Genomic DNA, 14,392 nt, shown 5'->3' with positions numbered 1-14,392 from the left:
GACAGACGCAGGTGCGATCTGCAGTTCTTGCAGCCCGGCACGGTGTGTCGTAGGTAACGATCTAGATAGCTATGATGAAGCTTCCCTTAGGAATGATCGAGAATTCGCAGGAATTTCGCATGAGTGATGAATCAATGAAGGAATTCGACATGCTCGACGCGGCGGACCAGGCAATGGTTCACGCTTTGCAGATCAACCCGAGGGCAAGTTGGGCGCAGATCGGGAAAGCTCTCGAGCTCGACCCGGTGACGCTGTCGCGTCGATGGATCCGTCTGGTCGACCGCGGTGCAGCGTGGATAGGGTGCAATCCTGGCCCGATCCTGGCCGCCTCCGGTCTGGGAAACCTTGCCTTCGTGGAAATCGACTGCGTCAACGGCAGCGTGCAAGCCGTGGCGCACGCGCTCAGTGAGCAGCGGATGGTGACCGGCATCGAACACGTGACGGGCGCACGAGATCTGCTGGTCACGGTGATGGTGACGGATTTGAGCGTCCTGTCGCAGTGGGTCACCGAGGAGTTGGGTGCCATTGCCGGCGTCGTATCGAGCCGCATCCAGCTCGCCGGGACGATCTACACCGGCGGTAGTCGGTGGAGGTTGCGTGCGCTGAGTTCGAGTCAGGCAGATGCTCTGGCCGCGACGCGCATCACGGTCGATCACCACGGCGCATTTCGGCCGACAGACATGGACCGACGCATCATGGTTGCACTGTCGGTGGACGGACGCACGTCGTACACCGAGTTGGCCGAGGAATGTGGCGCCAGCATCGACACGATTCGACGACGCGCACGGCGCCTCTTTGCCGCTGGAATGGCACGACCCCGCTGCGAAGTGGCCCGCCCCCTCTCCGGAAGCCAAGTGACCGTCATCCTCTGGGCCCAGGTTTCACCGTCTCAGATCGGCCATGCTGCACTGACGATCTCGGCTATGCCCGAGGTCCGCCGGTGCACGGGGGTCACTGGTCGCGACAACTTGCTGATTGTCGCGTGGGCACGGTCCGTGGACGACGCGCAACGGCTCGAAGGTCGGTTGTGCGAAGCACTACCCGGGCTCTCGATCGCAGATCGCGCGATCTCGCTGTGGACGATGAAGCTCAACGGTCATCTACTCGACGAGCGAGGGTACCGCGTGGGAGCGGTACCGATCAGCCCCGGTGAACCGGTCCGTCGCAGTGTGGAACCTTCCCCCTCGAGCTGAATGTTGCGCTCTTCGAAAGCCCTTGGAAAGCAGGACGATCAACTCTTTGCGGTGCCGGACAAACCGAGCGCAGTCGGCAGTATGTGACCGACCAGCATGTCGACGATGCGTTCAGCTTCGTCGGGATCGAGGAGGCTCGCGAACCGGACGGTCGAACCCGCGATGTGATTGCAGGTGAAGACAAGCTGATCGACGTCGTACTGCATGGACTCCGGCACGACACCCCGGATCACGTCAGCGATGAGAGCACTGGTCTGACGCGTGTTCTCCACATCGATCCGAGCGAGATCGGGGTTTGCGACGGCGGCTGACCACACCGCCGCGTACGTGGTGTCGTCGCGGAAGATCTGCCAGTAACCGCGGACCACGGAACTGATGACTTCGCGAGCGTCTTGCACCGTCCCGGCGGGAGCAATCGATTCGATGAGCCTGGCACGCACCAGAGTTTCGTATCGCTCGAGCAGCGTCTGCACGATGGCGGTCTTTCCCGGAAAGTACCGGTAAATCGACGGGAGCCGAAGGTCTGCTGCCGATGCCAGTTCACTCATGGTCATGGCATCGATTCCGTCGCGCGCGATGAGTTCTGCCGCACAGTCCAAGATGGCCTCGACGCGCGCCTTGCTGCGCTGCTGTTCCGGGAGGCGACGGGAGGGAACGGCGTCGGGCGTCATCGTGCAGTCTCCGTCATGGATACGAGAATATACGGCCTTCACCGCTTGACATGACAGAGTGTCACGTTCACCATATGTGAAAGGTTCTCACGTATCGGTTCGATTGTTCGCCGGTGCGCTGACGATCCACTTCGATCAGTTCGGCCTGACATCGCCGACGACCCAATCAAGTTGACACACAAGAGGAGTCAAGACGTGTTGGAAAAAGGTGTGCCGATCGACCAGGTACTGGCGGAGCTAGCCGAACGGCATCGAATGGATGATCCGTACGCAGATCGCCCGGGCATGGTCAACATGTACAACACTGGTCTCGACACCGTCGAGAAGGTCGCAACGGACGCCTTCGGAATGTACATCCATGTGAATCCCCTTTACTCGTCGACGTTTCCGAGTGTTTATGCGTTGGAGAAGGAGTTGGTCCGCGCCGCGAACGACATGCTGCACGCGCCCAACGACGCCACCGGCAACTGGACGATGGGTGGCAGCGAAAGCATCATGATGGCCACGAAGGCTGCCCGAGACGGGGCGAAGAACATCACGCGGCCGAACATGGTGCTTCCGATCTCGGCCCATGCGGCATGGTGGAAGGCAGCGCACTACCTCGGCGTCGAAGCTCGAACCACGACGGTGGATCCGGAGACGTACAAGGCCGACGTCGCTGCAATCAAAGCGGCCGTCGACGAGAACACGATCTTCGTGGTTCTGTCGGCCCCCCAGTACGGCCAGGGCGTGATCGATCCGATCGAAGAGATCGGTAAGTTCTGCCTGGAACAGGGGATTCGCCTGAACGTCGATGCCTGCATCGGCGGTTGGGTTCTTCCGTTCGCTGAACGCCAAGGATGCGAAATTCCGCTGTGGGACTTCAGAGTTCCCGGCGTCAGCTCGATCACCGTCGACCTGCAGAAGTACGGGTACACGAACAAGGGATGCTCGCTCGTTCTGTATCGCACTCGCGAACTGCGTCTTCCGCAGTTCTTCGCACACGCGAATTGGACTGGCTACCCGATCGTCAACTCCACGGTGATGAGTTCGAAACCAGGCGGGTTGCTCGCCGCAGCATGGTCGATCGTCAAACACATCGGTGACGACGGCTACATGCATCTCGTCGAGGAGGGTCTGCGGATTCGCCGGGAACTGGAAGCGGGGGTCGCCGCGATACCCGGGCTGCGAATCATGGGGAAGCCCGAATCCACACTCGCTGCAATCACCACCGATCCAGACGCGGACGAGGGCGTCGACTTCTTCCTCTGGATCGACGAACTCGCGAAGCGGAACTGGACCATGCAGCCGCAGTTGACGCAGCCCGGCGTTCCTCCGAGCATCCATTTCACGATCGCGAAACAGCACGGTAGTTACATGGCCGAGTTCATCGAGGTCATGCGAGAGGCCTTGGACGCAGCGCGCCTTCGTGATCCCTTGATTCCGGCGGAGCGCCTCGCCGAGATTCACGCCCTTCCGACGGACACGACCTTCGTCGACATCGTGCCCATCGTGATGGAGAGCTTCGAGGACGGCAAGCCGTCGACCAAGACTCACCTCGTGCTCGACGCCTTGCCGATGCCGCTGAGAGAGATGGCGATGCTCGCGTACTTCGACGCACTCACGTGAGCCGGCGATCAGTTTCGATCGACGAGACAACAACTCGGTCATACCGCGACTTCAAAGACCTCCTGTTCACTCGAAGGAGATCGTTGGTGGATCCGGACAGAGCTGATGAGAACGAGCCTGACTATCGATTCACTCTGGCGAACGAGCGAACTTTTCTTGCCTGGATCAGGACTGCATTCGGCCTTCTGGCAGGTGGCGTGGCGATCGATCAACTGATTGCACCGTCACCGGCCAGGACCGCAATCTCGATTGTATGTCTGTCGATGGCGACAGTGCTCGCGACCGGCGCCTATACCCGTTGGCGCCGTGTGCAACGCGCGATGCGGCAAGACAAGCCGCTGCCGAAGTCCGCACTGATGCCAGCAATCGCTTGCGCCAGTGGGATGATCGCTGTTATCGCGATGCTATCGGTGGCTCTGCCATGAACGGCGTCACAGCTCGCGATCGCGGACTTCAACTGGAACGCACGGCATTGTCCTGGCGGCGAACTGCTTTGGCATCTACATCCATCGCCGCTCTGTTCATCCACCAGGCCGCGAAGGAAGGATGGGAGGCATCTGCGATCGTCCCTCTCCTGGCCACCTTCACCTTGCTCGGGACGGCGTGCGCTGCATTCACACGAGACCGAACATTGCGGAGTGGATGCGTAAGACTTTCTCGATCAACGGCATTCGCGGTTTCTTGCGCAACCGCAGCTACGGCGGTCGGCACAGCAGTAATCCGCGTCACCGACACCGGATCGCAGCTGTGACCATCTCCTCAAACAGCGAGATGCTGAACTGCTGCAAACGAGCAACCACGCGTACCGACCCGGTACGAGACCATCGCCCCGGGTCGCAGGCGAGGTAAAGCCGGGTATCTCAACGTGATTCGATGGCCGTGACGATCCGGATCACAGCATGAACCCACGCATCTGCCGACGTCTCCAGCTCACCGAACGAAATCGCATCGGCTACGCACTCCACGGCTCGCGCCGTTGAAGCCATACCGACCATGACTACCCCTGCTGCACAACGACGAAGCGCAGAAATAGTAGGCTCAGCCGCATTTCTCAGCCCGCGGTGAGCGATGTCCGCGAGTACGGATAGAGCTCCCTCCAGTGCACTGTCGATGGCGTCCACACCGCCCGTCGCAACTGCACGAGTCATCGTCGCACTGCCGAGGCCTTCTTCGAGATCGGGAACGATGACGCCGAGGTCGCATGCAACAGCGAATGGTGTCATCCACAACGCACCGGCTCGGACAGTCAGCCGACCGCTCACGGCCCTCGGCCGGGCCGACATTGCCCGGACCATCGCGTCGATTGCACCGGGCGCATACGCTCGATGTACGACGCTCACCTGCGCCAGGTTGCCACGCCCATCTCCGACCCGCATTGTCCACATCTGTTCTGCAGGAGCGTAATCGGTGCTGATTACAGAATCTATTCGCATCACACCGACGCCATCGGTAGTCAGCCGGGCTCGGGCAAACGACGGCGGGCGCTCGATGAACCGGCGATGCATCTCGGCGTAATCGTCCACCACGTCAATCGATTTTTCCCACGCGTCGACGCCGAGAGGGAGAATGGAAGTACGCCCGATCCCTTTACGCCCGAGGCGGATTCTGTGGTTGGCACGGCGAACCGCTGATTCTGTGAGCACTGTCGATGAAGCCAAAGCGGCGACCGTCGAACCGGCAATTCGGCGAGTCGAGATCGCATACCCGGAGAGTGCCTCGTCGGATTCACTCGACCAATCGTGACTCATGAGAAAGACTGCATCCGAATCTGGTTCGGCGAAGTAGATATCGGCGGTAGTCGAATCGCCAGTCGCCGTCACCCTCGCGCCGAGGCTGATCAGACGTGAACGACGCAGCGGAGTTTCACCGGGAGTCTCGGTCCCTAGTGCTGTCCCGGCAAGCGATGAATCGACCGATTCACCGAGTTCGACCCTCGCATGAATCTCGGCGATGATCATCGCCACTCGTGTGCGACTGTGCCCGGCATGCCGCATCGAATAGGCCTCGATCTGGTCGGTCAGTTCTATGCACGCATCGGCCAACCAGATTGCGGAACCTGCCTCAATGGCGCGCGTGTCTCTGACGGCAGTGGCGTGTTGCACCGCCGTTGTGGTGGACAGACCGTCCACGAGGATCGTCCGCGCCAAGGCCCTTGCCAGAGCACTTCGATCAGCATCTCGCACGACTGAACTCCGACCCACGTGCACATGGTCGGTTCCGGATTCGTCCGCCGCCCGAACCGCCCACACGGCAAGTGCTATCGCTTCTGCCGTCGTGTGCGCAGATGCCGAAGAATGGGCGTGACTCAGTTCGTGTGGGACCAAGAACCGGACCGTGCAATGCGGGAGTTCGACTCGCACAACAGGATCTGTACCTCGAGCTCGATGCACTGTTGCCTGGTAGCCCTCCCGCCTGGTCCGATTCGCCCGTGCCAGTACCGCCGCTCCGAGAAATGCCTCCAGCGCCTCGTCATCGAATTCCCCTGGTGTCCAGTCTATGTGATCGAAGCTCGACCCGTGATTCGCCCGATAAACGAGAACAAGACCGACACGGTGCCGGCACACCGAGCTTGCGCCACACGTGCACGACGCTTCCGAGAATGGAACGCCGGCAGGAAGACTGGTTTCGACACCGTCGCCGTACCGGACGAGGATCCGTTCGCTCGTCACCAAGAGTTCAGGCGTTTCCTCGGCGAACATACGCGCGGCTCGCTTGACGAGCCCGCGATTGGCGACCAGCGCAAGCGCATCGTCGGTGAGCGCAGCCAGATCAGGCCGGGACGTCATCGAATACAACCGGCCACGAATTCGGCCAGCCCTCCGGGAGTCATCGCACCGACGTGCACACCCAATCGCGTCAAGCGACGGGCAATTTCACGGTCGTAATCAGGGTCACCAGCATCGTCGAGCGCAGCAAGCGCCAGGACACGCACACCATTGTCAGTGAGACCGGCAACGCTCCGGACGAACCGATCCGGTGCACTTTCGTACAGATCGGAGATGATGACGACAATCGTTCGTTGCGGCGTATCCACCAGTTGCGCGGCATAATCGACGGCCTTTGCACCGTCATTCCCGCCTCCCAATTGGACGCCCATCAAGAGCTCGACCGGGTCGAGAACCTCGGACGTGAGATCGACGACATTGGTGTCGTATGCAATGAGGTGAGTCCTCAATCCGGGGACATTCCAGAAACATGCAGCGGTGATCGCCGAGTGGATGACAGAGTCGATCATCGATCCGGACTGGTCGACCAACAGAATCAACGTCCACGTATCCGTGTGCCGACGAGTTCGCGAAGTGAACAAAGGCTTTTCGATAGCAATCTTGCGTGTTTGCGGTGACCAATGCTGCAGATTGGCGCGAACCGTTGCCTCGAAGTCGAAATTGCGCGAATTACGAAACGCTGTTCTGTGTCGGCTACGTTTGCCGTGGAAGGTCCTGCGGACGTCCACCGAGAGCCTCTCGATCAACTCGCGTACGACATTGTCGACAGCCTTTTTTGCCATCGCCAGAACTCGGGGATCCATCAGGTGTTTGGTACGCAGCACTGCTCGAAGCAGAGTCACGCTGGGCTCGATACGCTGCAACGCTTCCAAATCTGTCACCACTTCGGTGATTTCGTATTTCTCCACGGCGTCGCGTTCGAGTCGATGAACTGTCTCGCGAGGAAAAAGACGATGGATGTCGTCGAGCCAGTCCACGGCCGTCACCGTCGTTTCGCCGAGCCCATTGGGGCGATACCGCCCATCCTTGCGACTCGGCGGAACCGCACCCGGGGAACCGGGCGTATCTCCGCCACCCGGGTTGTCTCCAGTCGTTACGGAGTCGGTACCCTGCAGTCGGGAAGTTCCAGCGCGAACGCCCTGCGCGCTGCGAGCCGGGTCACGGCCGTACAGCCACTCCAACGCGTCGTCGCGTTCAGCCGCATCGCCCGTTGGATCACCGAGTACTCCGGCCGACGCATCACCCAGAATCAGCCGCCATCGTTCGATGTTCATCGCATACCGATCTGGGCAAGCGCGTCGTCCACCCGGGCGTCGAGCTGCCTTCCGACATCCAGGGAGTTCACGACTGCAGCCTCTGGTGTCGACGTTGTCAGGCGGCGCGCGATGATGTCGCGTTCACGGGGAGGGAAGAATTCGAAGGACTGCCGTAGCGCGGGAAGTGCTGTCAGGAACTCGTGTTCGGACAGTCTGCTCACGATTTCATCGACGGCGGTCAACACTGTGTCGCTGGATTCCGCGTCCAGAAAACGCTCACGTGCTACTCCGAACAGTCCGCACAACCAATCACCGAGGTGTTCTGCAGGAATCGATCGAACGGCGTCGACTGCTGCATCGGGGGGAATTCGATCCCAGGACGTTCCCAGGGCCGATCCCCTGATGTCGACCGCGGCACCATTGTCACGTGCCAGAGCGGTCAGTTCGTCGGCCGGATCAGTCGAGAGGATCTCCGTCGCATACTCCATCGCATCGGATAACGCTGCGAGAGCTGATATCCGGAGGAGATCAGCGCCACCGGTCGTGGCCCGAACTCGGTGCGCCAACGCAACGACCTGCGAGGATGCCGAATCAATTATCGCCCCGAGCAGTGTGGACCCTCGGCTCCCGAAGAGTGAATCGTCCCGCCACAGGTCCAGAGCGGCTCGAAGCAGCAGGCCTGTTCCCCCGAGATCTCCTACGCCCTTCAATGATTCGGATGCGATCGACTCGGTTCGGTCAGCCACCGAGTCGAGTCCACAAAGAACTGCATCGAACAGAATGTGTGCAAGACGCTCGACATCAGCCGCAGCCGAAGTCAGCGAAGATTCCAGGGTGGCCCCAGCTGCCTCTACCAGAGTATGGCCTTTGGCTGCAGCCTCGACCAGCACCGGGAGGCGGTCTGCGGAGTCGACAATCATCCACCGTTCTGTCGACACCACTGCAGAACCACTGCCTGGACCTGCAGTTCGCTCGAATCCTGGCACTCCCAGCACACGCAACTGATGTAGTGCACGACTACGCTGACGACTACGCTCGTCGGCCAAGTCGAGTACAACAGGGCCGGGCAAGAGGTCGAACTCCTCGAGGAGCATATCGACGTGACAAACCAATCCCGGCACCGGTGAATCAGGGTGTAGCGTGCCCCGCCGATCACCTCGCATCGTGCGCATACAGGCCGAGATGACGGGGTCGGGTTCGGGCCCCAGAGGTTCCCCTGCGAGTGTCCAAGGCAGCGGCGACGCCAACGCCTCACCCACCAATGTACTTGCTGCAGAATCTAATACATCTCGTCGCGTCGGCAGCGCGTGACCACGGATAGCGGCGAGTCCGCGGATCTGCGTACGGAATCCGATGAAATCCGTTGTCGAGACGCGTTGATTCCGGGATCGCAAATCACGGACGATCGCCGCGGCTGCAACCTCCCCGGCCGATGTCGTTTTCTGCCAGAGCTTCTCGTACCACCATGGTGATTCCAGGTCGAGACGACTGTAGGAATAGGGGACCAGGTAACTGCCGATGTCGACATCAGGGCCCGCGGTCGGAACGGCGGGCCAGGATCCGTCGGTCGGTCTACCGCGAGCCAGTTCGGACATGATCGCCGGCCGATGACGCCCGCCGCAGACGACAACGACAGCACCGCTTCCGGGGCGCTCGCGAGCGGCCCGTATCCACGATGCCATGTACTGTTCGCGCTCGGATACTGTGGCGTCACCTACCCGGATCGCATCGAAGTAGTCGTCGAGGACGGCAGTCAATTCCTCGACAGTGAGCGTATCGGCGCGCGACTCGACGACGTGATCCCACATCGCGTCGACCGTGTCCAGTCCCAGTCGGGCCGCCAATACTGTTGCAGCCACACTGTACTCGTCCGGCGGCCCGTCGAAAGCGGGGTGCCAGGCGGGAAGATCGATCAACCGAACCTCCGCCGACACCTTGGAGGCCGACCGAAGGGCGATCCATTCTGGAGACCAATCGGTGAAGGCAGCCCATGTCACACGTGTGTGCGCTCCTCGTCGCACGTGGGAGTACAGCGCGATCGGTAACTTGTGATCGAGTCTCAGTTCATCGATTCGATCGGTGAAGTCTGCGGGTCCCTCGATCAAGACATGCGTCGGATGCAAGCGTTCAATGGTCTCCGCCACGATCCGAGCACACGCAGGGCTGTGGTGCCGAATCCCGATCACCACGACGTCGCGACCAGCGTCCACCACAGCGACGCTCACGGTCCGGTCAGACGTGCGTGCGCCCGGCGTAGCTCTTGCCATGCCGCACTCGTCCGCTGCGACCCTACTTTCTCGACGTAGCGGCGCAACCGGGCAGCATCCTCACTGTTGTCTTTCGTCGCCGTGCCGGCCAGGGACTCGGCGAGGTCGGTGACGGTACCGGCGTCTCCTCGCAAGAACCACCCACGAATACCGGTGGCATGCGCAAGGGACACCGCTTCAGCCGTGCTCATCACCGATGACAGTCGCTCGACCGGCGATCCGTTCGCGGTGAATCCTGTACGTAGGTCACGAAACAGCGTGACCAACAACTCGGACACTGCCGGATCTTGTTCTGCGGCTACACCGGAAGCACGCAGCAAGGCCGCCGATTCTGTTCGCACGAGTTCGACTTCGGTGTCGAAATCGGCGATCGGGTGCACGGTCTCGAAGTTGAAGCGCCGTTTGAGTGCGGCGCTCATCTCGTTGACGCCACGGTCGCGGGTGTTTGCGGTGGCGATCACATTGAAACCCTCACGGGCATAGACCATTGCGTCGTCTCCGGAAAGTTCCGGGACTGCCAGCACCCGTTCGGACAGCAACGACAACAGAGTGTCCTGCACTTCGAGCGGACACCGCGTGACCTCCTCGAACCGCACGACGCGTCCCTCGGCCATTCCACGCATCATCGGCGCTGGAACCATCGATCGAGTCGAGGGGCCTTCCGCGACGAGCAGTGCATAGTTCCACGAATACCGGATCTGATCCTCGGTCGTGGCGGCACCGCCCTGGATCGTGAGGGTCGAATCCCCGCTCACGGCAGCGGCGATGAGCTCTGACAGTAGCGATTTGGCAGTACCAGGTTCTCCGACCAGCATCAATCCACGTGTCGTCGCCAAGGTGACGAGTGAGCGTTCGACGAGCGATGCGTTGCCTACGTATTTCGGCGCTATTCCCAGCTCGACGTCGCCCATGACGAACGTCCGCGCCGACGTGAGGGTTAGTCGCCACCCCGGTGGTCGCGGCCCAGTGTCTTCTTCGGCCAAACGCGCAAGTTCCTCGGCAAACCGCTCCTCAGCCGGTGGGCGCTGGACTCGTGAAGTCACGAGGCGAACCCTGCCAAGTCTGCGATGAGTTCGGAGACCGTCGCACGATCGACATCGTTCAAAGTCCCCCCACGGAGTTCCACCGAAACGAGCTTCTGATCGGGGTACCCGTTGTAAGGGTCTCCCGTCCCCATCCCGGGCTCCAACCCCAGCAGAACAGACACGTCATCGCTGAGCTGGTACAGCAGGCCTTGTCCCCAGGAAGCAGGGTTCTCCCACACCGGTTCCCATCCTCTGTACGTCAACCGCAGTGCCTGACTGGGGCTGGCGGTTACTCCGGTGAATCGACTCAGACCACTCCCGTCGACGTCATCGGGTAGCGGATCGTGGACAGCACGACCCAACTGTGGGAAAGGCTGCAAGATTTCGTAGTCGGCGAACACGTCGGACCACGCGCCCACCGTATCGGGTATGTGCGCGGGGTGTACTAGCCCGATACGGCCCTCCGGTAGCTCGACGGTCTGGTCGTCGATGTCGGCCAAGGTACTGTCCTCCGCGACCCGGAACACGACTGTAGGCAGACCGCTGTCATCGAACGATGCCCACAGCAGTCGCCGTGCAACGTGAATCAGCAGCGGATGGCCGAGCACGAAGTCGTCGAATTCTGTCCTAGTCCAGCGGCGCCCGGTAACCATCGAACGGTTCAGGCGTTTGATCTGCTCGGCAGCAACAGCTTTCGTTTCTCGCTTAAGCTCGGTGAATCGCTTCTTCGCACTCTCGGCGAGAACAACGTCGTCATTTCTGGTGGGTTTGGGCAGTCCTGACGTCTTCTTACCTCCTCCGTCGAGCACATAAGGCACGAGAGCCTCCGTGAAACCGACGGTGAACATCCGCGTCCCGTAGTCGAAGTTCATAGTGCCGTCCGGCGTCAGATCGAGATCAGGAACGATCCGGTCGGCCAGCTGTTCTCGATCGAGCCCGAGACTGTCGGCCAACTCTGCGACGCGTTGTGCCGCTCCGTTCTTCAACGACTTGAACTTCATTTTTCGGGAGATGTGATCGAGTTCTGTCAACGCGCGGGCTGACCCATGTGCAGCCAGTGCATCGAGACCGAGTTGTGCTCGTGCTGCACCATTCTCACCTGGCCACCGTCTGACGAGGGGTGCCAATCTTGCCACGGTCGAATCGTCGCCGAGCCAACCCAGCGCAAGAATCACCCAGTTGTCCTTCGACGGAGCGCCGGCACCCCACCATCGTTCGAATAGTTCCCACGCGGCCTCGGCGAGCGACGATCGGTCACAGTACGCAGTTACTACATCGAGTCCGGCGTAAGGAGCGTCCGCGGTTCCGATTGCGCACATCGTCAGGATCGTCGACACCGCCGACGTCGGCAGTGCGGCTGATCGATTCTCGTTCAGAATCAGCGGAAGTGAAGAGACATCCACCCAAACCGGAGTTTTCGGTATCCGCTTGGGCAACATCTCGAGCGGGTCGAGATCGACAATGCCGGCGACTACCTGCCCGGCTTCGGGGCCGTACCGGTTCGCTCCGTCGACCACTGTCTCGCGTGAGGTTGTTCTGGCGAGCGCACGCAGGGCGGCGGCAGCATGATCACGTTGAGCACCTGCCGGACCCACTGCGTCTGGAACGAGTAGTGCCACTGCATCTTCAGCGTGTCGAACCAGCCACGCCATCGCAGGTTTGCGGAGATTCTTCCTGGTGGCGAACATCGTCGCATGCACGCGCGCGACATCGATATCGACATATGGCATCAAGTATGGCGCCGCGGCACCTGGATGAGCGCGCGTGAAGCGAAGCATCAGCGGCAGCGCATCGAGTTCGTAGCGAGCGACAACCCGAAGTGGATCCTTGAGCGAGGTTCCGGGCCAGTCCGTCAGGAACGGGCGCGCGATTTCGTCTGGGGCCAGTAGAAAAATCACCCAGGTGTTCCAGTCATGGGTGGAACGCGGTGATACATCCTGCACATACTGTTTGTAATTTTCCCACGTGGTGTAGGAGTAGTCGCTCGGAGTGTTCTTGATTTGTTCGAGTTCACCTGGAAGCCAGACTATTCGGCTGATTTCAGGAGCAACGAGATCACCGATCACCGCGACCTCGAGCGCTTTCTTTCTGTTCGACCATGGCGGCGCGACGAGAATGGGCGGAAGATCCGTGGCCTCGGGCGTCGGCGTCGACAATTCGGCGATCCTTCGCCGTGCAGGCTCGGGAAGTGTAGGCGACAGCTCGGCGGCGATGTCGGGATTCGCCCGCACGTGACGGTCCAACAGGTCGATATCCCTCTCTGCCAATATCTTCAATGCTCGACGTGGGTAATGTTGCATTGCGTGTAGGACCGCGGGCAACGCACTCTTCACGTGGCGACGTTCGACCAGAGCAGTGAAGGCTTCGTCGGTGGGTATCGCCGAGAGCGCCCAGAGGATTCGGAGCAGTGTCGCCTCGTCCCTCATGTGTCCGTACTGGTTTGGTTTGTCGAACGCATCGACCAACAGTCCGGTAAGACCTGCACCTATGCCGTCAACTACTGCGGCAACCATCGCGTCGTCCTCGAGCCAACTGCGCATTGCGTGTGAGTCGGCGACCCGTTCGAGCTGCTGTACCGTGTTCGACGAAACCGTCAGCTGAGTGTTCCAGTGATACCACCGAGCGCGCATTCCCATGATGAGTTCTTCCGACCATCCTTCCTCGGTCGGAAAGATGTACGACGCCGTCAAACGGCGGGTGCTGTTGGTGCGCATCGACGACGCCACCTCTCGGGCTGCGGCGTAGTCCTCGTCAGAGGCTGTCGCCAACAGACCGCGCATACGGTCGAGCATGTGCTCTCGGACCACTTGCGCATCAGGTTCGTCCGTCCGCCCGAGCTGCTCGCGCAGTACATACTCAGGCATCTTGTATCCCGCAGCTGGCGACTCACCGCCGATGTTCGCCACTACAATTACCGCGTCGGGTCCCAGCTCTGACACAGGCACCGAAACATGAACGAACCGCAGGTCGGCCCATTCCAAGAGTGCTTCGACCGCGAAGACCAACCCGTGCCGTGCCACCAACCCGTCCACGAGAAGTGTCGATTGTTGCCGGTCATTATCTGCGTAGCGGCCGAGTATGCAGTACAAAGCAGCTGCACCGACAGCGGAGATCTCACCGGCTTGATACTTCCGGGCGGCGAGGGTGAGCTCGTCAGGATCAGGATCATTGACCAAATACGCTGAACTGAATTCGCCAAACTGGTCGTCGCTGTCGAATTGTCGATCGAGTTCGGCACCGGCTGCGGGATCGACAGGTGCCACGTCGGCGGCAAAACCGCCGCGCCGAGGGTACTTCATCGGCAACCACGACGCGGGCGGCACGGCAGTAGATTCGGTCGTGGTGTGGTTCACGCGTCTCCTCGAGATCCCGGCCCGGTCGGCGGGCGTAGCCAGAATGATAGCGATCCGAACGATCGGCTTGTTCGACATTCCCGAACGCGGCCCCCGACAGCGGTTGCGGTGACGTCCTCCTGCACATTGGCACAGGGCCGAATACGGGATCGACGCTACAAGCGACTGGTCGAGTATCTGCTGCTGCTGACAATCGAGCCGCCGACGGACCGGTGGACTGCCCACGTCGCACGCGGAAATAGCGGCGAGTATCTTGGTTCCGAAGAATGCCGCAAGCTTCCCACCTCCCGACA

At 60.9% G+C, this 14,392-nt stretch carries 10 protein-coding genes; 4 read left to right on the top strand and 6 right to left on the bottom strand.

The genetic code is table 11. From position 1 onward, the window contains the following. Positions 1 to 119: 119 nt before the first annotated feature. Positions 120 to 1,193, top strand: a complete 1,074-nt coding sequence (locus B0E55_RS19260) for an Lrp/AsnC family transcriptional regulator (protein WP_241896094.1) — start codon at positions 120 to 122, stop codon at positions 1,191 to 1,193. Positions 1,194 to 1,231: 38 nt separating this feature from the next. Here the strand turns inward: B0E55_RS19260 and B0E55_RS19255 are convergent, their stop codons facing one another. Then, on the bottom strand, positions 1,232 to 1,864 hold the full coding sequence (locus B0E55_RS19255; RefSeq protein WP_080910238.1) for a TetR/AcrR family transcriptional regulator: 633 nt from the start codon (positions 1,862 to 1,864) through the stop codon (positions 1,232 to 1,234). A gap of 195 nt (positions 1,865 to 2,059) precedes the next feature. On the opposite strand from B0E55_RS19255, the gene B0E55_RS19250 reads away from it, so the two are divergent. The 3 genes from B0E55_RS19250 (at position 2,060) to B0E55_RS32650 (ending at position 4,223) form a co-directional block, all read left to right on the top strand. Next, a complete protein-coding gene (locus B0E55_RS19250; protein WP_080910237.1) occupies positions 2,060 to 3,472 on the top strand; it encodes a pyridoxal phosphate-dependent decarboxylase family protein in 1,413 nt (470 codons plus the stop codon). An 86-nt stretch (positions 3,473 to 3,558) separates the two neighbouring features. Then, the gene (locus B0E55_RS19245; protein ID WP_241896093.1) at positions 3,559 to 3,897 is read left to right on the top strand and encodes a YidH family protein; all 339 of its coding nucleotides are present in this window, start codon (positions 3,559 to 3,561) and stop codon (positions 3,895 to 3,897) included. Beyond that, a complete protein-coding gene (locus B0E55_RS32650; RefSeq protein ID WP_050768631.1) occupies positions 3,894 to 4,223 on the top strand; it encodes a DUF202 domain-containing protein in 330 nt (109 codons plus the stop codon). Before B0E55_RS19245 ends, B0E55_RS32650 begins: the two co-directional genes overlap by 4 nt. Before the next feature lie 109 nt (positions 4,224 to 4,332). On the opposite strand, the gene B0E55_RS19235 is transcribed toward B0E55_RS32650, so the two are convergent. From B0E55_RS19235 to B0E55_RS19215, 5 genes are read right to left on the bottom strand one after another with little or no spacing between them, the layout of a single operon-like run. After that, positions 4,333 to 6,258, bottom strand: a complete 1,926-nt coding sequence (locus tag B0E55_RS19235; protein WP_080910235.1) for a hypothetical protein — start codon at positions 6,256 to 6,258, stop codon at positions 4,333 to 4,335. After that, positions 6,255 to 7,472 carry a VWA domain-containing protein gene (locus tag B0E55_RS19230; RefSeq protein WP_080910234.1) on the bottom strand — a complete coding sequence of 406 codons (1,218 nt, stop codon included), beginning with the start codon at positions 7,470 to 7,472 and terminating at the stop codon, positions 6,255 to 6,257. Before B0E55_RS19230 ends, B0E55_RS19235 begins: the two co-directional genes overlap by 4 nt. Further along, complete coding sequence (locus B0E55_RS19225) at positions 7,469 to 9,721, bottom strand: DUF5682 family protein (protein ID WP_133053428.1); 2,253 nt, start codon at positions 9,719 to 9,721, stop codon at positions 7,469 to 7,471. The genes B0E55_RS19230 and B0E55_RS19225 overlap by 4 nt, the downstream gene beginning before the upstream one ends. Further along, a complete protein-coding gene (locus B0E55_RS19220) occupies positions 9,676 to 10,764 on the bottom strand; it encodes an ATP-binding protein (RefSeq protein WP_003943024.1) in 1,089 nt (362 codons plus the stop codon). The genes B0E55_RS19225 and B0E55_RS19220 overlap by 46 nt, the downstream gene beginning before the upstream one ends. Continuing rightward, positions 10,761 to 14,099, bottom strand: a complete 3,339-nt coding sequence (locus B0E55_RS19215) for a DUF4132 domain-containing protein (protein WP_157902086.1) — start codon at positions 14,097 to 14,099, stop codon at positions 10,761 to 10,763. The genes B0E55_RS19220 and B0E55_RS19215 overlap by 4 nt, the downstream gene beginning before the upstream one ends. Positions 14,100 to 14,392 lie beyond the last annotated feature (293 nt).

It is taken from the genome of Rhodococcus sp. 66b, from assembly GCF_002076325.1.
Lineage (GTDB): Bacteria > Actinomycetota > Actinomycetes > Mycobacteriales > Mycobacteriaceae > Rhodococcus_F > Rhodococcus_F erythropolis.
The sequence above is the reverse complement of the archived record's forward strand: the minus strand, read 5'-3'. Positions and strand labels throughout refer to the sequence as shown.